Raw genomic sequence first — 21,922 nt, forward strand, 5'->3', positions numbered from 1 at the left:
GAGGAGAAACTTCTCCTCTTTTTTCATCGGTTACTTCATTTAGTTAGGGTAGTTACTTAGCTTTAGAACGGTCGAATTATTGGTTTCTCTTCTTGATGAAGGAGAGGCGTCTTCAATCTTAAAATTGGACAGTTGCTGAATGACACTTTTTACTTGTTCTTCCATTGATGTACTGTTACCTGACGCTTGTTCTACCAAAGCTGCGTTCTGCTGAGTCATACCATCCATTTCTTTAATCGTTTCATTTACTTTAGTAATGCGGTCACTTTGAGTAGAGGAACTGGCAGAAATGTCAGAGATCATGGTGTTGACTTTCTCTACGGCAGATACAATATCTTTTAGAGTTGAGCCAGATTCGTTAACCAATTCAGTACCTTCTTCTACTTTAGAGACGCTGTCTCGTATCAACTCTTTGATTTCTTTAGCCGCTTGAGCCGAACGTTGAGCGAGGTTTCGAACTTCTCCAGCCACAACCGCAAAACCCCGCCCTTGTTCGCCGGCTCTCGCCGCTTCAACGGCTGCATTAAGCGCAAGTAAATTGGTTTGAAAGGCTATTTCATCAATTACGCCTATGATGTCTGAGATTCGCTTACTGGAACTATTGATTTCCGCCATGCTGACTACTGCCCGGTCAACCACCTCGCCCCCTTTCTGCGCTTTTGTCTGGGCGTCGCGAGCCAGTTCTGTAGCTAAGTTCGCATTGTCAGCATTTTGCTTCACAGACTCTGTCATTTCTGACATAGATACGGAAGTTCGTTCTAGTGACGTCGCCTGATCTTCTGTTCGATGACTAAGGTTTACTACTCCACTTGATAGTTCACTGACAGAACTGCGAACAATTCCAGCAGACTGGTTGATGTTCTTAATCAATCCCATCAGGTTTTCAATACTGGCGTTCACCGCTTGCTTTAATATAGAGAACTCGCCTTTGTAGTGGCCTTTGACTGTACAGGTTAAGTCCCCATTTGCTAGTTTTGCTAGGACATTCTTGCTCTCATTGATAGGTTCCACCATGGCATCTAACGCTTGGTTCATCCCTTGTACGATTTGTTTAAAATCTCCCTGATGGAGTGAGGTATCAGCGCGGCTGTCTAGATTACCCTCTACGGCTGATGAGGCTAATGAATTGGCGTCGACCATCAGTTGGTTAATGGCCGAAATACAGGTGTTTAGATTGTTTTTAAGTTTATTGAAATCACCGTTGTAGTTTTCATTGATGGGTTGTGGTACGCGACCTTTCGCTATGTGGTCAACACAATCGGCAGCAACGGTAAGTGGTGTCACGACCGCGTCCAAGGTATTGTTGACACCTTGGATGATGGAGCGAAAGTCTCCTTGATGTTGAGAGACGTCTGCTCGTGCAGATAGATTGCCTTTGACTGCGGCATCCGCAAGCGCATTGGCATCAGTGATTAGCAAATTGATCGCAGAGATACAGGTATTGAGGTTATCCTTCAAACGATTGAAGTCACCTCGATAGTCATCCGTGATAGTCTCTGGTACCTGGCCAGCCGAGATTTTTTCAATACAATCTGCTGCCATGGTTAAAGGGCCTACAATTGCGTCGAGCAGCTCATTAATCCCATCTCCCAGCTCATGCATGAATCCGGTTAAGCGCGTTGTATCCAAACGTGTACTAAGTTGACCCGATGCGGCGGCTCGGATGACATTTTCGACTTGTAGCTCGGCGTCTCTCTGCTCTGTGAGATCCGTCCATTCAATCACGGTTCCTAGCCTAGTTCTGTTATCACCCAGAACAGGGTTAGCGATGACGTTGTAGGTACGATTATCTATGCTAAGTTCAATATCGATTCTAGCCTCTGAGCTATTCAAAATACGCTGATATTCATTCGTCTGATTGAAGTGACCGATGTTTGTCCCTAACAAATTAGTGGGATCAAATCCGCTGATGGATTTGCTAAAACTTGCCGCATTAGTATTGAACTCATTGAGCATTGCGTGATTGAGGTAGATGAGTTCATTGTTGTTATCTGCCACCATGACATTGGCTGAAACTTGGTCCAGTGCTTGTCGTATCCGGCTATTTTGTTCAGCTAAAATTCGCTCTTGTTCCATTCTCTCTTCTAGGCTGTGTTGCGCTTGACGCAGATTGTGTTGCATTTTGGACAGCGCCTTGAGCAACATTCCCGACTCATCATTAAAGTTATAACTTACCTGATTGTTCAGTTCTCCAGATGCGATGGAGTTCGCTATTTGTACAGCACTTGAAATGGGGGTGGTGATTGTTTTTTGTACAAAATAGACGGCCAAAGCAGTAAGAAGTATTGAAACTAAAGTTAGAATAATATCTTGTGTTAACAAGTATCTCGCTTTGTCTGCATAAGCTTGAGTAAGGGCAATAACATCGTTTGCTAATTTATCTTCAACTTGCTTGAGCATGTTGATTTTTGATGTTTGTGCGGTGAACCAGACGGAAGCATCAATACCAAAATTACCGAAAGTCCCTTTTCTTATCGCCACCTGACGATAAGCAAGTGTTTCTTCAATAATTGGTCCAGTCATAATCTCTTCGTAGACAGCCAATTGAGAGGGAGCGGCGAGCGTTTTAAAGACGTCCAAATAATTATTTTGAGCCGATACCAAGTTGAGGAAACGTTCGTATTGGCGTCCTTGAAATGTATCTGTTGAAAAGACATTCGTTAATACGGTCCGTTCTAATCCTGCCCGTTCTTTGCTTTGTAAGAAATTCACATATGCTGCAGCCATGGAACTGAGCTCACCACTTGAGCTGGCTTTAGATAAATGAACAATATCTGCAAGAAACAGGGCGTTCAGCTCGGTATAGAAACTAACAGCTTGGCTACTAGGAATATTTAGTGTGTCAATGGCAGATCTTGTTGATGCGATGTTGCCGAGTTCAGTTATTGAATGATTCAACTGACTTTCAAACGCCGAACCGTAGATGGCGGGATCAAACCTATCCATAAATTGCCGGAGTTGTTTTCTCTTCTCATTGACACTCTCACGTTGTTGTTGGAGTTCTTTGAAGAAACGTTGACCCCGGCTGTTAATGAAACCAGCGGATATATCACGCTCGTTTTGCAATTCATGAACAAGGGCGCTTGCTTTAACGGAAAACTCAGACAGCATCAATATATTGTTGTCTTCCTTGAGCAATGCCATATTTCCCATTACTTGAGTTTGGGAAAAATACACCAAACAAACAACGGGAATGACAACAATGGCTATTAACTTCCAACGTAGTTTTAGATCAGCAAAAAGGCTCATAGATTTATTCCTATGTTTCGTCTTACAAATCGCCAAGTGCGAATGTCGGTTATGTAAACGTAACGTAACAATCAAATATGAGCTTAGTTTAATAGGGTGTGGATTGCGCATTGCTTGTCTTGGAAATGTTACTTCTATCGACTACAGCTTGAGAAAACATCACACTCGTATGCGCAGATTTACAATGTAAACTTACCGTGTCGCTGGTTATTCTCGTATGTCGTACAGAACCAATAACGGATCACAAGCTTAAAAAATGTTTTTGATTTCTATGCCAATTGCCATTTATCTACAAAAAGAGTGTGGAAATTATTTCTGAGGTGCACACAAGAGTAAGTGACTAAAAAATAAAGTATTTAGCTATAGTTTAGCTAGCGACATATGATTTTTGATTCATAAAGTACTCGAGTGCGTTTGCTAAATGACTATTCCTTCCTAAACTCAAAAATAAGCGAACAGCTTCCATAACGGCTAGGAAAATATAAGAAAAGTGTAGGTAGAAACATGGAATGTTTACTTCCTGAGTCTCTAGACATTTCTACAGTGCTAGATACCACAACTCAGTATCAAGAATGGCTTGCAAACCAAGACACTATTCACTTAGACGCCACAGCAGTGGTGAGGGTGGATGCTGCAGGTATACAACTCCTCTCTTCTCTTTTTATTTCCGCAAAGAAGAATCAACGAGAAATTCAATTGCTTAAACCTAGTGAAGTTTTGCTCGAAGGCATTGAGACGCTGGGTTTACAAGACGTATTTGATTTAAAACTAAAGTCGGAGAGTAATCAAAATGACTAAGATTCTTGCAGTAGATGATTCTGTATCAATTCGTCAGATGGTAAGCCACACATTACGCGATGCCGGATACGAAGTAGAAACCGCCAACGACGGCCAAGATGCATTAAACAAAGTGGCGAGTAGCAAATTTGATGTGGTTATTTCAGATGTCAATATGCCCAACATGGGAGGGTTTGAATTAGTCAAAGCGCTTAGGGGCAAGCCACAATATAAATTTGTTCCAATCTTAATGCTCACGACCGAAACCAGCACCGAGAAAAAGCAGCAAGGTAAATCGGCTGGTGCAACTGGGTGGTTGGTTAAACCTTTCAATCCAGAAACGCTACTCAAAACACTAAAACGCGTTATTTAAATAAGATTAGTATTCATTAACAACGTCGTTTGGCAGGGAACCGCTCATGGCTTTAGATATGGAACAGTTGCGCAAGATGTTTTACGAAGAGTGTCGTGAAAATCTTGAAGTGTTGGAAGATGTGCTGCTTAATTTGGACGTGACCTCTATTGACGAGGAGTCCATCAATACTATTTTTCGGGCTGCTCACTCTATCAAAGGAGGAGCGGCCACGTTTAATTTGTTTGATATCAGTGAATTTACCCATTCCGTCGAAGCTTACCTAGATCGCGTCCGTAATAACGAAAGAGAGCTCACAGCTGGAACGGTGGATCTTCTTCTTAAAAGTGGTGACTGTATTCGAAGTATGCTCGAGGGGCATGAGCAGGGAAGCGAGGTTAATAGCGAATTACAACAAGAAGTCAGTGCTGAACTTCATCAATTGTTAGGCGAAGACGTATCTACGCCAGATTGCCAAACCACACAAACTAAGGTTTCGGCCGATGAGGCAGAAGAGCCTGAGACTGAGTCCACTCAAGGTGATTGGCATGTCATCTTTGAGCCTCATCCCGAGATGTTCTTTAGCGGCAATGATCCACTCAGAATTCTAAGAGAACTAAACGAACTTCATCCTTCCTGTGTGATCACTGTGATCACTGAATCTTTGCCTGATATTGAGGCCATAGAATCTGAGCTTTGCTATCTCAAGTGGCAAGCGCAACTAGCTGCCGAGGTCGAAGAAGCAGATATTCGAGAAATTTTCGAATGGGTGGAAGATGAATGTGAGCTGTCGATTGAATTCGTCTCACAACCCTCGACCGTCGTGAAGAGCAAACCATCAGAGTCAGTGGATCAGGAAGCGGCTGCTGCTAAAGATGCTCTCCCACCCGTTATGGCAAAAGCCGAACAGAAATCAGCCAAAGTGGCTAAAACTGAGTCTAGTGTCAGTTCTATTCGTGTTGATATCGACAAGGTAGATAGTTTGATCAATTTGGTTGGTGAGCTGGTGATTACCCAATCAATGCTTACTGAAATTGGCAATGACTTTACGATGGAAAAGCTTGAGAAACTCAAAGTAGGCTTGGCGCAGTTGCTCCAGAATAGCAAAGATCTGCAAGAAAACGTGCTCAACATTCGAATGTTACCAATGAGCTTTGCTTTCAGCCGTTTCCCTCGGTTGGTTCGAGATTTATCCAATCGCCTAGAGAAGCAGGTCGATCTACAAATTCAAGGTGAGCAGACTGAACTGGATAAAACCGTACTAGAACGCATTGTCGATCCTTTGGTTCATTTGGTTAGAAATGGGATTGATCACGGAATAGAACAACCTCAAACCCGATTAGAAAGAGGTAAAGAAGAGCAAGGTGTGATCAAGTTGAATGCCTATCATCAAGGTGGGTCAATCGTGATTGAAATTAAAGATGATGGAGCGGGTTTAGATTGTGACAAGTTGTGGAACAAGGCGACTGAAAAAGGTGTACTCGCACCAGATGCGCGCCGTGAAGACATGAGCGATAAGCAGATCATGAACTTGATCTTTGCGCCGGGTTTTTCGACCGCAGAAGAAGTGTCTGATATCTCTGGACGAGGTGTTGGGATGGATGTAGTCAGAAGAAATATTGAAGAACTCGGTGGTCACATTGAAGTTGAATCGGAATTGGAAGTGGGCAGCTGCTTCACGATCAGCTTACCTTTAACGTTGGCGATTTTAGATGGTCAGTTGGTCAAAGTGGCTGGTGAAGTGTATGTCATCCCGCTCTTAACTATAGTGGAGTCCATACAGATTGACCCTGAGTGTATCAAGGTTGCCTCTGGAGGCATTGAGTTATACCGCTTGCGCGAAGAAAACATTCCAATCCTGCGTCTCCAAGAAGAATTAGAGATGGGTCAGAGTGGTTCGCTAGATGAACGTATTCTTTGCTTTGTCGAGGCTGCTGGTAATCGGGTTGGGCTACTGTTGGATGAGTTGCTTGATCAACAACAGGTGGTCATTAAGAGCTTGGAGTCGAATTACAGTAAGGTGGCTGGTATTTCAGGCGCCACTATTCTTGGTGATGGTTCAGTATCGTTAATTCTCGACATACAAGGGCTGATCACCAATTTCCTCAATCGAGCATCAGACTCAACGCACAGCGGCTTGGCTGCATAAGGAGGCATGATGGAATCGATGGCAGCGGAACAGGTAGACTCTCGCCAAGCAATTGAAGCTAAGGCTCAAGCGGTATTAGAGCAAGTCAGCGAAGAGGGGGTGTCTGAAAGTGCGGACTTCTTAAGTTTTAAGCTTGCGGATGAGTTATATGGTGTTGAGATAAAAGATGTTGAGGAAATTCGTGTCTGGGAGCGTCCAACACCGATACCGAGAGCACCACAGTATGTGAAGGGAGTAATAAATCTACGTGGAATGATTGTTCCAGTTGTGGATTTGCGAAGTCGATTTGAAATTGGTGAATGTGAATATCTGCCAAGTACGGTTGTGATTGTTTTGCGTTTTCAGGCAGAAGAGAACGAGCGTTTGATGGGCCTAGTGGTTGATGCAGTGAGCGATGTCGTTAGCCAAGGGCAAAATGAGCTTTATCCAGGAGTGGGTGAGTCGGCCGTGACTCCTTATCTTCAGGGGTTAATCAATGTCGGTGAGCAAGTCATGTCGCTACTCAATACCGAAGAGCTCCTCAATATAGACAGAATTTTGAGGAGCGTTTCATGAGTATTCCCTATGAATTTTTGAGCTTTGTCTTAGGGGGAGATGAATATGGCGTGCCTATTTTGGATGTGCGTGAAGTTCGAGGTTGGAGCTCTGTACGAGAAGTCCCTAACTCTCCAGATTACATGATCGGTGTTTTGGAGATTCGTGGAGAGTATGTCCCCATTGTTGATTTACGAGCTCGCTTTGGATTGCCCCCAGCAGAGATCAGCGCTACCACGGTGGTGATCGTTCTCAATGACGCAGATATGCATCCGCTTGGCATCATTGTTGATGGTGTCTCAGAGGTTTATCCATTAACCGATGAGCAAATAAAGCCCGCACCGCATGTATCTCATACCGTTGATCATAGCTATATCAGAGGTATCGCCTCTGTTGAAAATGGTCATCTGATTTTAATAAAACTTGAGGCTCTGTTTGATGTTTCAGAGCTTGTTGTACCTGACCAGAACGAAGAGAGTTGGGCCTAAATACGTCAAACGAAGCAACCAGTGAGAGGTGACTCATGGCATTTTGGAATCGGAAACCACAACCTGCTGCAGAGCAATTTTCATCCATTGCGCAGGATAGTTTAATGGAAGACTACGAGCCGGAAAGTAATCAAGGGTTATCGAAAGATCAACTCTTTTCTGCATTGAATGCCGCTCAAACAGCACTGATGATGATCGATAGGGATTTTAACATCACCTACGTGAATCAAAAATCACTGGACTTACTGAAAATGCACGAGACGCTGTTTCAGTCGCTGTGGCCAAATTTTCGTGCCGATGAAAAGTCTTTAATCGGCTATTGTATTGATGGATTTCACTCCAATCCAGCGCATCAGCGCCAAATGCTTTCCAATCCTTCAAATCTGCCTTATACCACGACCATTGACGTCAAAGATGTAAAAATTGAGTTGAATGTCGGCGCCATCATAGACGGACAAGGTAACTACGTTGGTAACACACTAGAATGGGCTGATGTGACGGCGGCGATTGCCCAGCAAGATGATATTGCTAGGTTGCAAGCAGCGGTTGATCAAGCCCAAACGGCCATGGTGATGATAGATCGTGACTTCAACATCACGTATGTCAACCAAGAAACCCTCAAGTTATTTGGTAAACACGAGGCGACATTACGAACAGTATGGTCAGGCTTTACGGCTTCAGAAGAGTGGCTGATGGGGCGTTGTATTGATGAATTTCATAAGAACCCTGCTCATCAAAGGCAATTGCTGTCGGACCCATCGAATTTACCATATAAGACCGATATTCAGATTGCAGAGTTAATCATAGAGTTGAATGTCGCTTCGATTACTGATTCGCAGGGCAATTACATTGGTAATACTTTAGAGTGGTCAGATGTCACCGCCATACGTGCTCAACAAGACGATGTGGCAAGGCTACAAGCGGCGGTTGATCAAGCTCAAACTGCGATGGTAATGATTGATCGTGATTTTCTTATCACTTATGTCAACAAAGAAACCATTGATCTTTTTGGCCAACACGAGTCTAAGCTTCGGACGGTTTGGTCTGGCTTTAGAGCATCTGAAGAGTGGTTGATGGGCCGTTGTATTGATGAGTTTCATCACAATCCAGCCCATCAAAGGCAGCTACTTTCTACACCAAATAATCTTCCTTATAAAACGGATATTGATATTGCAGGTATCAAAATAGAACTTAATGTTGCTGCGATTACTGACGCGCAAGGCAACTACATCGGTAATACTCTCGAGTGGCGTGACGTCACCGAAGAGCGTGAAAAAGAGCAGGAAGTCGGTCGTTTAGCCTCGGCGGTCAAAGGCATGACGACGAACCTAATGATGGCTGACAAAGATGGCATTATTCAGTATCTCAACCCAGCATTGGCCGCGTTACTCAAGTCCAGAGAGAGTGATTTACAACAAGCGCTACCAGGATTCGATGCTAGCAATCTGGTCGGAAAAAATATTGATGTCTTCCACAAGAACCCGAGTCATCAGCGAAACATTATCAATAACCCTGACCGCTTACCGTTTAGCTCAAATATTGCCGTGGGTGGTCTTGAGTTTAATTTAACCTGTATTGCCATGCATGACGCGCAAGGCAATTACATTGGCCCAGCCTTGCAGTGGGAAGATATTACCGAGCAGCAAGATGGTCAGCGTCAGGTTGAAGCATTAATCCAACGCGCCATCTCCGGTGAGTTAAACGAGCGAATTGATACCTCTGTTTACAGTGGCTTTATGAAAGAGTTGGGGGATGGGATCAACAACCTACTTGATACCATGGTTGAGCCAATAGGCCAGTGTATTGATGTGATGAGCCGCGTGGCGGATGGGGATCTGAATACCAATATGTCGGAAGACAACAAAGGTGAATTCGGTCGTCTATCGGATGCCGTCAACACGTCAATTCTGAATCTACGTAATATGGTTGATAAGATCACTCAAGCCTCAGCACGAGTTGCTACCGCTTCTACTGAAATTGCTGAAGGCAACAATGATCTTAGTCAACGTGTAGAAGCACAGGCTTCCAATCTAGAAGAGACAGCAGCAAGCATGGAGCAGATGACGGCCACGGTTCGTCAAAATGCTGATAATGCGAAAGGAGCAAACTCTCTTGCGGAAGATGCGACTAAGAAAGCGAGTAAAGGCGGTGAGGTGGTGGGCCAAGCGGTTTCTGCAATGTCGGAGATCAATACCGCGAGCAAGAAAATTGCTGACATCATTGGTGTTATCGATGAAATTGCCTTCCAGACAAACCTATTAGCACTGAATGCCGCTGTGGAAGCTGCACGCGCTGGTGAACAAGGGCGTGGCTTTGCCGTTGTCGCGGGTGAAGTGCGTAATTTAGCGCAACGCAGTGCGGCTGCGGCTAAGGAAATCAAAGGCCTAATTAAAGACAGTGTTGAAAAAGTAGACGAAGGCTCACGATTAGTAGACGAATCAGGTGACACCTTGAGCGAAATTGTCGAGGCTGTTGAGAAGGTGACCGAACTCATCGCACAGATAGCTTCGTCTAGTGTTGAGCAATCGACTGGTATTGATGAGATAAACCGAGCGATAACGACCATGGATGAGATGACTCAACAGAATGCTTCGTTGGTTGAACAAACCTCGGCAGCGAGCCAGTCGCTTAAAGATGAAGGTAAGCAACTCATTCACTTGATGAACTTCTTTGCTTCCGATGACAACGTCGCAAGTTTTGATACGTCGACGAAAGAGACTAGGCAGAATGACAATGTTAGGGAGATAAGAACACAGCGTGTCGTTAACTCTGGTTTTAAAGCCAGCGAGGAAGGGGACGAATGGGAAGAGTTCTAAACCGAGAGGGTGGCGGACTGTCTGGGGAAGAGTTTGAACTGACGGATAAAGACTTTAAGTTTATCCAGTGGTTCATGCACAAACATGTGGGAATCTACTTTGCAGATAGAAAGCGGGCAATGGTTTATGGACGAATTAGTCGCCAGCTCAGGCGACTAGGGCTTACTCGCTTTGCCGATTACAAATCTGTGATCGAACAAGACAGCAACGAGCGAGTGAGGTTCATCAATAGCCTAACGACCAATAAAACGCAGTTTTTTCGTGAATACCATCATTTTGAGTTTCTCGAGAAAGTACTACTGGAGGAGTGGCAGCAGCAGGGGACGGAAAATATTAAGATTTGGTCTGCGGGATGCTCAACAGGAGAAGAGCCATACAGTTTTGCCTCTTCTCTTTACTGTGCAAATGCATTCGAGATGTTTGAGCAAGTCTCGATTACTGCCACCGACCTTGATAGTAAAGTACTGTCGCATGCAAAAGTGGGGATTTATAACGATGAAGCCATTTCTTCAATCCCCAAGCAATACCTGAAGCGCTGTTTTTTTAGAGGCAAGGGCGACCAGAAAGGCAATATCAAAGTGGCTAAAGGGCTGCAGAATTGTATTCAGTTTGCTCAACTCAACTTGTTAGATAAGTGGGATTTCAAACAATCTTTTGATTTAATTTCTTGCCGTAATGTCATGATTTATTTTGATAGACCAACTCAAGAAAAACTGATCAAACGGTTTCATCAACAGCTTGCACCGAATGGGATTTTGTTTATTGGACACTCTGAAAGTGTAGGAGCTTGTAGCAATATTTTTCGTCACTTAGGCAAAACCATCTATGTAAAACAATAGGGACAGCTATGATTGGGCTAAAGAACGGGAAGCCGAAAAACGAAAACAGCCATTTCAATCGCTTTTATCATCCTCAAAAAAGAGAGACACATGATCAAAGTGTTTCCTGGAGGCGTATATTGCACTCGAGAAGACGAGCTCATTGCTACGGGGTTAGGTTCGTGTATTGCGGCGTGTATATGGGATGAATATGCCGCCATAGGAGGGATGAACCACTTTCTGTTGCCTTTCCATAACCACTCTGAAATTAACGCCTGGCGTCCTAATGAGGTGGTGTCTACAGCATCACGCTACGGTAGCCATGCAATGGAAATGTTAATCAATACTTTGATCACCCATGGTGCTAGACGATCATCCCTCAAAGTGAAATTGTTCGGGGGTGCACAAATGTTAGGTCGCCACTCTATGATCGGAGAAAAAAATATTGCCTTTATTCTGAATTATGTCGAGCAGGAAGAACTGTCGGTTGTGGCGCAAGACTTAGGAGGCGTCGATCCGCGCAAAATCATTTTCAACCCACTAACAGGACAAGCGTGGATGAAGCGGATCCCCTACAACGAAATCCATCACTTGCAGCATGAAGAAGATAAGTACGCTAGTCAATTGGATAAAGAAAGTCACCGCCCTCATGATGATGATGTGGAGCTGTTCTAATGAAAAAAATAAAAGTACTGGTGGTTGATGATTCTCCTGTTTTTAGAGCGTTATTGGCTCAAATGATTAATGCTGATCCTTTGCTGGACGTTGTCGCTATGGCTGAAGACCCTTATCAGGCGAGGGATCTCATCAAGATTCACAACCCAGATGTGCTGACGCTAGATATCGAAATGCCCAAAATGAATGGCGTCCAATTCTTAAAAAATCTGATGCGATTACGCCCAATGCCCGTGGTGATGATATCCACTTTAACTCAGCATGGTGCGGAAGCCACATTAGCTGCACTTGAGTTAGGTGCTGTGGACTATTTTCCCAAACCTGCTGTCGATAACACGGGTGAAATGGTCAATTACAAAGATCAAATTACCGACAAAATCAAGATGGCGGCAGGCGCCAATGTTTTCTTGGATCGCTCTGCACATACCCCTGCACAGAAAGTGGCCCATACCAGTTTTAAAACCAAAGTTGAGCTGATTGCTATTGGCGCATCTACGGGAGGGACCGAAGCGGTAAGAAATGTGCTGTCAGCCCTTCCTTCTGGTTTACCCCCGATTGTCATTACCCAGCATATCACGGCGATGTTTAGTGCGTCTTTTGCTCAGCGCCTCAACGATCACAGCGACATTCAGGTACAAGAACTGTCGGCCAACACCGCGCCTTTAGTCAATGGATGTGCGTATGTCGCTCCAGGCGACAAGCATCTGGTGGTGGTAAAGCGTGGGGCGCACTTGTATTGCCAGCTCGATGATCGGCCCGCGGTTAATCGTCACAAACCGTCAGTGGATGTGATGTTTGATACGGTGGCAGAAACGGTTGGACAAAACGCGCTTGGCATTATTTTAACCGGTATGGGACAAGATGGTGCTCGCGGTATGCTCAAAATGCGTCAAGTGGGTGCAATGACCATTGCTCAGGATAAGGCCTCTTCCGTTGTCTGGGGATGCCAAGAGTGGCGGTAGAGATGAACGCGGCTCAGAAGGTATTGAGCCTTAAGCAGATACCTCAACAGATATGTGATTGCTTAAAAAAATGAGACCTAGAAAGGGCATGACGTCAGGGATGTACTATGAATAAGAAAACTATGACCGCAAAAACTCGCTATAGCTTAGCAATAGGAACGCAGATTGTGTTGTTATCCATAGGCATGACTTTGTCTTCATCTATCGCCCATGTCGCCGTGATGGTGTTAGCCGCAGCGGTTCCTTGGCTTGTTTTTCCGCGTACGGCTTCAGTGTCTAAATCGCTTGAAAAAGAAAAACAAACATTGACCCAACACGAAAAGGTTGCGACGCATGGTGTCGGTGAAATATTACACAAGATCGCTGCGCAGCTCAATGAACCGCTCAGATCATCAACATGGTGTTGTGAATGAATCTGCCGAAACGTTGAATGAGAGTTTTTTTGAGTTGCAGAGCCTAGCGGAAAGCCAAAATGCGATTGCTGAAGAATTAGTGACAAGCATGATGGGAAATAAAGACAGTGCATACGATATCACTCAGGTTTTACCAAAGACCGAAGGCATTATTCGCCAGTTTGTCGATACATTGATTAACGTGTCAGAGAGGAGTATCTCTGCGGTCCATAGCATTCATGATATGTCGGACAAATTGGATACGGTATTTAAATTACTCGCTCAGGTTCGTGGTCTGTCTGAGCAGACCAACCTCTTGGCGCTGAATGCGGCCATTGAAGCCGCTCGGGCTGGTGAAGCGGGGAGAGGGTTTGCAGTCGTGGCGCAAGAGGTGAGAAACCTGTCAGTAAAAGCCGAGGAGCTGAATAGCGAAATCGAGAAAGAGATTAATATTGCACAAAACACGGTCAAAGAGGCCAATAAAACGGTGGGTGAAATGGCCTCGATTGATATGACCGAAGCGATTGAGTCAAAAGAAAAAGTGGATGATATGCTTCAGGGAGTCCAGCAAGCTAACGTCGCGATTGAACAAGAAGTTCAGAAAATTAAATCGATTGGCGCCACGCTACATGGGCGTGTCGGGGACGGTATTCGAGCATTACAATTCACAGACATCATTGTCCAGCAAGGGGATTATGCCAAACACAGTGTGGTATTTTTAGAGCAGATAACAGACTACCTGACGGCTTATGAAAATGGCACCATTGATGAGCAAGCATTTAGTCAAGCAGTCGCAGAGTTGAAATCCAGTATTGAGCATCGAGGCGCTCCAGCCGCTTCTCAGGAAAATATTGAAGAAGGAGAAGTGGAGCTGTTTTGATGCCCAAACATAACCGATTGGTCGTGGAGGCGTGCTCGCCTTCGTTGTTGAAAAGGAGACATCATGTCGATAGAAACCCAAATAGATTCGCAATCTAAGCAAGTGACCATCTCAATTGAAGGGGCTTTTGGCTTCAATTTAGTTCAAGAGTTTCGTCGTTGTTACTCTGACAAGAAGGACTTTCGCTTTACGATAGATTTGCGCAAAGTCGATTATATTGACAGTGCTGGGCTGGGAATGTTGCTCAATATGCATAACTACCTAGAGCAGGAGGATGGAATGATCCGTATAACTAATACGTTGCCACAGGTGCGTAAAATACTGACCATTTCTCGTTTTGATAAGAAGTTTCTGATCGAATAGCGGTCAAGGAGGGTCGTATGCATGTCATGATAGTTGACGACCACGCTACCAATCGAGAGCTTTGTCGTTGTATGCTGGGGGAGACGGCCAAGCAAATAACGATGTTCGAAAATGGCGAAGGCGTAGTCGAAGCAATGTCGAAAATGTCGTCTTTGCCAGATGTTATCTTGCTTGATGTAATGATGCCAGTTAAAGATGGATATACTACGGCAAAGGAGATACATGATGCATTTCCTAAATTGCACATCCCAATCATCTTCCTCACGGTTTTAGATGATCACGACTCTTTTGAACGCTGCCTGACTTTGGGTGAAGACTTTATCCCTAAACCTGTCGAGAAAAGTGTCCTCGTTGCAAAGGTGCAAGCGCACTATAGAACGTTGAAAATGCACAACGAGGTAAAAATTCAACGCGATCAGTTGAGTAAATTTCACGAACAAGTTCGCTATGATTATGCCATTGCTGAGTCGATTTTCTCCAATCTAATGGATGAAATGAGTTCTCAAGTGAAAAGCATTTATGGCATCAACTATATTTCTACCCCATCTACCGTTTTCAACGGCGATTTGATCATTGTGGCAAATCGGCCGCATGGGGGCGTATACGTGATGATCGCTGATGCGACAGGGCATGGATTGCCAGCCGCTATTTCTGCCATACCTGCGACTCGGGCGTTTTTCTCTATGGCGTCGAAAGGCCTGTCTCTGGGAGAGATTGTACGTGAACTCAATGATGTGCTGGTGCGTTTCCTTCCTATGGGTATGATGCTGGCGGCCAGTGTTTTTGAAATCCGGGCAAATGGTTTTGAAGTTTCTTGGTGGGGGGAGGCTTACCTGACGGTTATCTGCTCGACAAAGACGGTTCAATTAGAAGAAAGCTCGTCTCTACACACATGCCTCTAGGTGTGTTAAAGGCACATGAATTCGAAGCCGATCTGGTTCACTTTAAGATGGAACCCGATCAAAAGATAGTCTGCTATACCGATGGGGTTATTGAAGCGGAAAATGGTGTCGGTGAGCAATACGGACAAGAACGTCTTGAACAAGCTTTAACGACTGGGCGTGCACTGATTCCAACCTTATTTGAATCCGTACGGAAGTTTGCGAGTCGCAATGTCGGCGATGACTTATCAATACTGGCGATGGAGTTTCCCATCTCCAACAGCAATGATAAAGTTGCCCAGCAAAACAATTACTATTTGAGTAAAACGCCCGCTCAATCGAAAATGCACTTTCCAGCTGGTGTGCTTAAATCGGTCACCATCATGAGTGAAGTCAGGCAGTTTCTGACAGGTGTGATGACGGGGCCGCATTTAGATCTGGTCTGCTCCGTTCTGTCTGAGCTTTTTGCAAATGCGATTGAACATGGGTTGTTGCACCTAGACTCGACAATCAAGGAAGAACCTGATGGCTTCTTTACCTTTTATCAATTGCGTGAAGAAAAACTTAAAGAACTTTCTGAGGAGTTTTGGGTGACTCTGCTGATTGATTTCAAACCAGAACAAAAACAACTCGTCTTGGAGCTAGAACATAATGGTGCTGGGTTCGACTACCGTAAGTTGCAGCACAATATTGATAAGTCTTTAACGCATGGACGGGGGGTTGTACTGGCTTCAGAACTCTGTGATTCGTTAAATTATTCGAAACAAGGAAAGCGTGTTAAGGCAGTGTACAGTTTAGATGCGAAACACCACTTCCCAAGCTCAGCTTAGGTATATTTACAGTGTAAAAGCACCTGAGAAGTGACCTAAGCCTTACTTTGTCACAAATTTAATACTGTATTTTGCGAGGATTATATAAACTAAAGTTATAGAAACTGGATTAAGTAGGCTGTAAATGTGGGACAAGTTAGTCAGCTTATCTGATGATAATCAACAGGTTATTGCTAAATTGCGACCAGATATGAATATCGATGGTCGTTTTGATAGTAAAGGTGTTGAAGAAGCGATAGCAGGCTTAGGTGCGACCGGTTTTTGCGTATTGAGCGATGAGATCACTCGATTCATTAACTGTGCCAAAGAAGGAAAAAGCGAAGCTTTAGTGGGTTTCGCTATCGCTGAAATCAGAGATGCTGTGGTTGAAGTGGTATTATCGGAGCATGATATGCTAGCCAGTATGGTGGTCACTGGGGCTTATCGTGGCTCGCCGCTTAAAGGCCCACAAATTGTACATGCATTAGCCCAAGCGCACGTCACCAAAGGCATCAATAAACTTGCGCTGAAAAAAGTGTTGATGATGAGCCATCAATTAAAGCCGGGTGAGACCTTTACCCAGCCTGTTGCTAAAGGCAAAAATCCTATTCAAGGGCAAGACGCCAAATTCATTCCCTTAGTTAAAGATATCACCAAACAAGTACTCGCTCCGTCTCAAGATAAAGATGGCAAGGTAGATATGCTTGATCTTGGCGAAACGGTGACTGTCGAAGCAAATTCACGCCTCATGAAGCGTATTCCTGCGACGAAGGGAACGCAGGGAATGACGGTTCAGGGGAAGCTTATCCCACCGAAACCCGGCAATGATGCCATGCTAAAAGCGTCTAAAGGCTCAGAAATATCGCCCGATGATCCGAACTTGCTTATTGCTGCGGTTTCAGGGATGCCAATGATTAAAGAACGTACTGTAGAAGTTGAAGATGCTCTATGCCTACCAACTATTGGGGTCGCGACAGGGCATGTCAAATTTAAAGGCAACGTGATAGTTACTGGCAATATCGAGTCCGATATGATGGTTCGCGCTACTGGGAATTTGACGGTTGGTGGCTTTATTGAATCTGCAGATGTTCAGGCTCAAGGGGATATTGACGTAGCTAAAGGTATCATCGGTCATAATGTGTCAGAAGATGAAGAAAAAAGCTGCCACGTCAAAGCGGGAGGGTCAATAACCGCGAATTATGCTCAGTTTTCAGAACTTCAAGCCGCAGAGAATATCAGCTTGTCTGTACATTGTATGAATAATGAGATTCGTTGTGGTAAAGATTTAACCGTATCAGACGCTGCTGGAAAGCAAGGTACTTTAAGCGGGGGTAGCGCTAAAGTTGGTGGTAAAGTGACCTGTGTAAACCTTGGTGTTGAGGGGGATACAGCAACTTATATCAATCCATTTGCCCGCTATCAAAACTTCAAAGATCGTCAGCAGAAATACAAAGAGCAATATAAGCTCGCTCAAGAGGCGACGATGGACGTTGTTCGTAAGGAACTAGAGTATAAGAAAACCCCTAAATCTGAGCGGAGTGAAGAGGAGGGGGCCAGTATCGAGCAACTTAAAGTGGAATCCAACGCACGTCTAGAGAAAGTGAAAATGGCACGAGACAGGCACGAGCTAGAGCTTGAACAAGCTCTGGCAGAGAGTGTTGTTGAGGTGAAGAACAAGGTTTATACACACGTGACGGTGCAATACGGGGACGAAAAAGTCATTACCAAACGAGCGCATGGCACCAGTACGTTTTCTTTTAACCAGTATGAAATTCGATGTGCCTCGGCAATGGATGAGGAAGCGCTTGAGCAAGAGTAATCTAACCGCCTACTGAATATAGATAAAAGCAGCCAATTTTATACGGCTGCTTTTTCTTAACTAATGGCCGGTCAAATGGTACTGGTTGTACGATTTTACGGTGTAGGACACTAAAGCTATCATAGAGCAGCCTAACAACACTGTACCCAGCTGCTGAACCTGTCCTGCGACAACCAGACCTATGCCGATCTGCATATAATAGATCAGGCCTAATATGGCTCCGCTAGAGCCTGTGTAATGCTTGTAATCTTTAAGCGCTGCACTGATGACATTTGGAATAGCAATGCCAAATGCCATCACCACCAGCATCATCATGATGATAAAGTAAATACTGTTCTGGGTGAGATAAACCCCTAGGCTTCCAAGGCATAGAAGTGTAACTGCTATCCCAACCAGCGTTGACGATGGAGTATGTTTGCTCAACAAATACTTGTTTAAATAGCTGCCAATTAAGGTACCGATCCCTAGGATAATACCACTATAACCAAACTGGGCAGAGTTGAAGCCAAGCTTAGTAAAGATGAAAGCCCCCAGTTGATAGTAGGAAAACAAGGCGATATTGAAGACGGCAATCATGATCGTTGAGTACCAGATATGACCGTCCTTAAACATCGATGTACCCAACTGGCAAAGGTTAAGCGGTTTTTTTTCGCGCTGAGTTTCTGGGAGCTTCCACAAGTTGTAAACGACCAGAATGACAGCCATGGCCAGTAAGGTTGAAAAAACATAATTATGTCCTCCCGCTTGTACCAGCTGACCACCTATAGACATACCAATAACGGGGCTGATAGCGATCCCCATACTCATTAAACTGAACACTTTCCCCAGAGCTTCTCCATCAAAGACATCTCTTAACATGGTTTGAGTCACCACTGAGCCAACTGCAATTCCAAATGCGCTGGCAGCACGAGCAGTGATTAACCACTCAAATTGTGTGCTGAGCAAAGCAATCAATGTTGATAGGCCGTAAACCGTTATTCCTCCTATCATGGCAGGCCGTCTACCCCATTGATCAGCAGCAACCCCCCAAAACACGACGCCTAATGCAAAAGCGATAAAATAGACAGATAAGGTCTGTGAAGCTTGAGCGTTGGTGACGGAAAAAGAGTGAGCGATAGAGTGTAATGCCGGACTATAGATGGTTTCGACAACCTGCGGAAACATCAACATAGTGAACATCAGCCAGAGTGAAGGTTTAGGCTGCATAGTTAATCCTCAATAAATTTGAATTGGAATCAAGTATAAAGAGCGCTAAAATTTTCCATTAACGACAATAACACCAAAAACATCAACATTAGGACAGGTGGGCGTGCTGATCGAAGAACATACTATGTTTGATCCCGATAAAATTGATTCGAAAGTGGTAGGAATTGCGGCTGATCTTGGCAGACACGATTCTGGTATGCACAAGCACCAAAAAGGTCAATTGTTGTACGCGCCAAGAGGGTGCATGAACTTCGCGCTGTCGAACTCTGTGTGTATCCTTCCACCGACTAAAGCGGTTTGGATTCCGCCAGACACTGTGCATCGTGCTTTTATGACCAATGTAGTGGCGTACCGTTCGCTGTATTTTGATTGCAATGCTTTTCGTTGCCCAGACAGCATTACCATTATTGAAGTCAGCGAGTTGCTGAAAGCGCTGATTAACAAAATGGCTTTCTGGCCAGTAGACAAACCCGAAATAGAAATGAACAACTGTACTGCTCTGTTCTGGGAAGAGTTTGACCATAGTAAGACCTACTCCTACGAGTTGCCATTGCCAACCGACCGAAGGTTGAATAGTTTTCGTCTTCGGGTATCAGATGAAGCATTTTTGGCTCCAGATTTGGTGACGTTAGCCAATTCAGCTGGAGCTAGCACTAAAACGGTCACTCGAATTTTTAAAGCCGAAACGGGCATGTCTTATCAGGAATGGAGGCAGCAATGGAGAACGCTTAAGGCGATAGAGCTATTGTGCCGAGAAAGGCAAGTGAGCGACGTTGCGCATTGGCTAGAGTTTTCCTCAGACAGTGCATTTATCGCATTCTTCAAGAAGCAAATGGGCCAAACACCGCTGAGTTTTATGAAACATAACGCGTCTTATTAGTTTAGCCCCATTTTTAGTACCACGACCCTTCGTTTGAACCTAAGTGTAATCAGATTTAGGCTGTCCTAGCCTGACTTTGGTCCCATCCCGAAAACAATCATGGGATAGGTGTCGACCTAAATTGCCCACCTCTCTGTCATTGTTATATTGACATTAAAGTTATTAGCTCCTCAACAATGTCATTATCTACCTGAATTAACAAAATTAATGTTCTCGTCACTTTCGTCAAAATATGATTTTTTCGATTGAAAATCTCGTTAAAAATAAAAATAACACCTAAATATAGGTATATCATTCTAACCTTTTAGTTAATTTAACTGTTACTTCTATCATCAAAAGGTCATTAAATTTCGGCTGACAACAAATATCTATATCTATTTTTATAAATAGAATTGAAGTTATCATAACAAATCTAAAAAACGGCTATTAAGTGTTCGGTTATTCTTAAGTTTGCTAAAAGTATAATTTTCAAGTTGCTGATTTTAAATGGAATAAAAATTCAATCATGGTTTAAATGCCATTCTAATCCCCTTTTTGCAAACCCGATAAAACCTCCGTTAATCTGAGCTGAAGATTTAATGGTAAGGAGGTTAATAGTCTCTAATTAATTTAGAGATAAAATCTAGAGCAAAAATAATAATTAAATTAATAGATAGAAATTAGCAATGGTTACACTTATAAATCATAAGGGATTAATAATGAGCAAGTTAAAAAAGAATATATTCGTCATACTACCGTTAACTTTACTTTCTGCATCAACGTTTGCCGCCATTAATGGTAGTTATGAGGTTTCATCGATCATGCTAAGTGCGGATCACAATGAAAGCCTTGGCGCTCCGATGCCTTTCTACGCCAATGGTAAAATGCAATCTAAGCTCAATGTCACGGTGGCCTTTTCTGATCGTTACGGTTCACCTGTGACGGTAAGCAATGATGAAGTAAAGAATGCAATTTCGTTTTATCTGAAAAGCAATGACGTCCAATTAGGTCAGGACAAAGACTGTAGCTATGGGCGAGATTGTTGGGGTTATACCTACAACGAGAATGACTACGCCCACCAAATCAGTGGCGCTTATCAGAGTATTAAAAGTCTTCCTAACTCACGCATTCTCTCAACAGCATCAAACAAGCTAACGGTTTGGGTATATGGCAACGAAACGGCTCAATATCGCCAAGTTTGTGCGCAAATCAAGTTTGATAACGGCAGTGTCTACGATAGCTGTGCTTACCCATATGATGAAAGTGCTCTTTACCAAGGTGTGCAACCTAAAGAATACAGCGCTTCTGAGTTTGCTGACATTGGCACAGGCGAAACCGTTTGGAAAGATGAAGGTGACGGTTTCTATTTCGACAAAGCTGAAGTCCGTAACTTCTACATCACACCGACGGACACCTCTATCACTATGACCAAAGTTGCCATGGATAATTGGGAAGAATCGAACAGCGACAAAGTATTCCTGCAAGACGAGTGGCTTGGCTGCTACAGCGATTGTCCAAACGGATTCCGCTCGGTGAAAGGCTATATCTTTGAACCCGGTCGAGAGCGCACGGTTTCAGATCAATACGTTTGGAATAGTGCAGCGGGTGAGGGCCGTACAGCTACATGGCGTGTTAACCAAAAACTGCGTTCGGTGACATTGAGCCAGCTTCTTTTTCAGGCAACACATCAATTAACGATTCTCAGAAAGAATATCGTTTCACCGCTTATGACCAGTACGGAAACAAAGCACGTCTAAAACTGACTTACCCTGAAAGCCAGTTTAGCGGTGGCGGTCAGGAATGGGACTACACCCAATGGAACCTAGTTAACCAATAATATCTCGCCTGAGAAAACCGTTAGCCCACATACGCTGGGCTAACTTTCGCCTTAAA

12 protein-coding genes and 5 pseudogenes are annotated in these 21,922 nt (G+C 44.1%); 15 read left to right on the forward strand and 2 right to left on the reverse strand.

The genetic code is table 11. The features are described 5' to 3' along the window. Positions 1-39 precede the first annotated feature (39 nt). Positions 40-3,249: a nitrate- and nitrite sensing domain-containing protein gene (locus tag KW548_20465; protein QXX09405.1), complete on the reverse strand. Its 3,210-nt coding sequence runs from the start codon at positions 3,247-3,249 to the stop codon at positions 40-42. 504 nt (positions 3,250-3,753) lie between these two features. On the opposite strand from KW548_20465, the gene KW548_20470 reads away from it, so the two are divergent. The 13 genes and pseudogenes from KW548_20470 (at position 3,754) to KW548_20530 (ending at position 17,964) form a co-directional block, all read left to right on the forward strand. Next, positions 3,754-4,047: an STAS domain-containing protein gene (locus KW548_20470; protein QXX09406.1), complete on the forward strand. Its 294-nt coding sequence runs from the start codon at positions 3,754-3,756 to the stop codon at positions 4,045-4,047. Continuing rightward, the gene (locus KW548_20475) at positions 4,040-4,399 is read left to right on the forward strand and encodes a response regulator (protein QXX09407.1); all 360 of its coding nucleotides are present in this window, start codon (positions 4,040-4,042) and stop codon (positions 4,397-4,399) included. Before KW548_20470 ends, KW548_20475 begins: the two co-directional genes overlap by 8 nt. 46 nt (positions 4,400-4,445) lie before the next feature. After that, positions 4,446-6,527, forward strand: a complete 2,082-nt coding sequence (locus KW548_20480; GenBank protein QXX09408.1) for a chemotaxis protein CheA — start codon at positions 4,446-4,448, stop codon at positions 6,525-6,527. 9 nt (positions 6,528-6,536) lie between these two features. Further along, the gene (locus tag KW548_20485; protein ID QXX09487.1) at positions 6,537-7,082 is read left to right on the forward strand and encodes a chemotaxis protein CheW; all 546 of its coding nucleotides are present in this window, start codon (positions 6,537-6,539) and stop codon (positions 7,080-7,082) included. Further along, positions 7,079-7,549, forward strand: a complete 471-nt coding sequence (locus KW548_20490; GenBank protein ID QXX09409.1) for a chemotaxis protein CheW — start codon at positions 7,079-7,081, stop codon at positions 7,547-7,549. Before KW548_20485 ends, KW548_20490 begins: the two co-directional genes overlap by 4 nt. 104 nt (positions 7,550-7,653) lie before the next feature. After that, entirely contained in the window at positions 7,654-10,365 is a 2,712-nt protein-coding gene (locus KW548_20495) for a PAS domain-containing protein (GenBank protein ID QXX09488.1), read from the forward strand. Then, positions 10,350-11,204: a protein-glutamate O-methyltransferase CheR gene (locus KW548_20500; GenBank protein ID QXX09410.1), complete on the forward strand. Its 855-nt coding sequence runs from the start codon at positions 10,350-10,352 to the stop codon at positions 11,202-11,204. Before KW548_20495 ends, KW548_20500 begins: the two co-directional genes overlap by 16 nt. Positions 11,205-11,212: 8 nt before the next feature. Further along, positions 11,213-11,858, forward strand: a pseudogene (locus KW548_20505) (chemotaxis protein CheD). Beyond that, positions 11,858-12,894, forward strand: a pseudogene (locus KW548_20510) (chemotaxis response regulator protein-glutamate methylesterase). Before KW548_20505 ends, KW548_20510 begins: the two co-directional pseudogenes overlap by 1 nt. 33 nt (positions 12,895-12,927) lie before the next feature. After that, a pseudogene (locus tag KW548_20515) lies at positions 12,928-14,092 on the forward strand (methyl-accepting chemotaxis protein). A 63-nt stretch (positions 14,093-14,155) separates the two neighbouring features. Continuing rightward, on the forward strand, positions 14,156-14,455 hold the full coding sequence (locus tag KW548_20520) for an STAS domain-containing protein (GenBank protein ID QXX09411.1): 300 nt from the start codon (positions 14,156-14,158) through the stop codon (positions 14,453-14,455). Between the two features lie 17 nt (positions 14,456-14,472). After that, a pseudogene (locus tag KW548_20525) lies at positions 14,473-16,166 on the forward strand (fused response regulator/phosphatase). A 124-nt stretch (positions 16,167-16,290) separates the two neighbouring features. After that, positions 16,291-17,964 carry a FapA family protein gene (locus tag KW548_20530; GenBank protein ID QXX09412.1) on the forward strand — a complete coding sequence of 558 codons (1,674 nt, stop codon included), beginning with the start codon at positions 16,291-16,293 and terminating at the stop codon, positions 17,962-17,964. Positions 17,965-18,024: 60 nt separating this feature from the next. Here KW548_20530 and KW548_20535 read toward each other — a convergent pair whose 3' ends face one another. Then, on the reverse strand, positions 18,025-19,170 hold the full coding sequence (locus tag KW548_20535; GenBank protein ID QXX09413.1) for a multidrug effflux MFS transporter: 1,146 nt from the start codon (positions 19,168-19,170) through the stop codon (positions 18,025-18,027). A gap of 103 nt (positions 19,171-19,273) precedes the next feature. Here KW548_20535 and KW548_20540 point away from each other — a divergent pair, with 103 nt between their 5' ends. Then, on the forward strand, positions 19,274-20,050 hold the full coding sequence (locus KW548_20540; GenBank protein QXX09414.1) for a helix-turn-helix transcriptional regulator: 777 nt from the start codon (positions 19,274-19,276) through the stop codon (positions 20,048-20,050). A gap of 698 nt (positions 20,051-20,748) precedes the next feature. Further along, positions 20,749-21,866 (forward strand): annotated as a pseudogene (locus KW548_20545) (hypothetical protein). The last annotated feature ends 56 nt before the right edge of the window (positions 21,867-21,922 follow it).

The organism is Vibrio neptunius, assembly GCA_019339365.1.
Lineage (GTDB): Bacteria > Pseudomonadota > Gammaproteobacteria > Enterobacterales > Vibrionaceae > Vibrio > Vibrio neptunius.

Excerpts from the sequence above, each read along its gene's own strand:
- KW548_20530 (QXX09412.1), top strand. The coding sequence starts at position 16,291 with ATGTGGGACAAGTTAGTCAGCTTATCTGATGATAATCAACAGGTTATT.
- KW548_20485 (QXX09487.1), top strand. The coding sequence starts at position 6,537 with ATGGAATCGATGGCAGCGGAACAGGTAGACTCTCGCCAAGCAATTGAA.
- KW548_20480 (QXX09408.1), top strand. The coding sequence starts at position 4,446 with ATGGCTTTAGATATGGAACAGTTGCGCAAGATGTTTTACGAAGAGTGT.
- KW548_20490 (QXX09409.1), top strand. The coding sequence starts at position 7,079 with ATGAGTATTCCCTATGAATTTTTGAGCTTTGTCTTAGGGGGAGATGAA.
- KW548_20470 (QXX09406.1), top strand. The coding sequence starts at position 3,754 with ATGGAATGTTTACTTCCTGAGTCTCTAGACATTTCTACAGTGCTAGAT.
- KW548_20535 (QXX09413.1), bottom strand. The coding sequence starts at position 19,170 with ATGCAGCCTAAACCTTCACTCTGGCTGATGTTCACTATGTTGATGTTT.
- KW548_20465 (QXX09405.1), bottom strand. The coding sequence starts at position 3,249 with ATGAGCCTTTTTGCTGATCTAAAACTACGTTGGAAGTTAATAGCCATT.
- KW548_20495 (QXX09488.1), top strand. The coding sequence starts at position 7,654 with ATGGAAGACTACGAGCCGGAAAGTAATCAAGGGTTATCGAAAGATCAA.
- KW548_20500 (QXX09410.1), top strand. The coding sequence starts at position 10,350 with ATGGGAAGAGTTCTAAACCGAGAGGGTGGCGGACTGTCTGGGGAAGAG.
- KW548_20520 (QXX09411.1), top strand. The coding sequence starts at position 14,156 with ATGTCGATAGAAACCCAAATAGATTCGCAATCTAAGCAAGTGACCATC.
- KW548_20475 (QXX09407.1), top strand. The coding sequence starts at position 4,040 with ATGACTAAGATTCTTGCAGTAGATGATTCTGTATCAATTCGTCAGATG.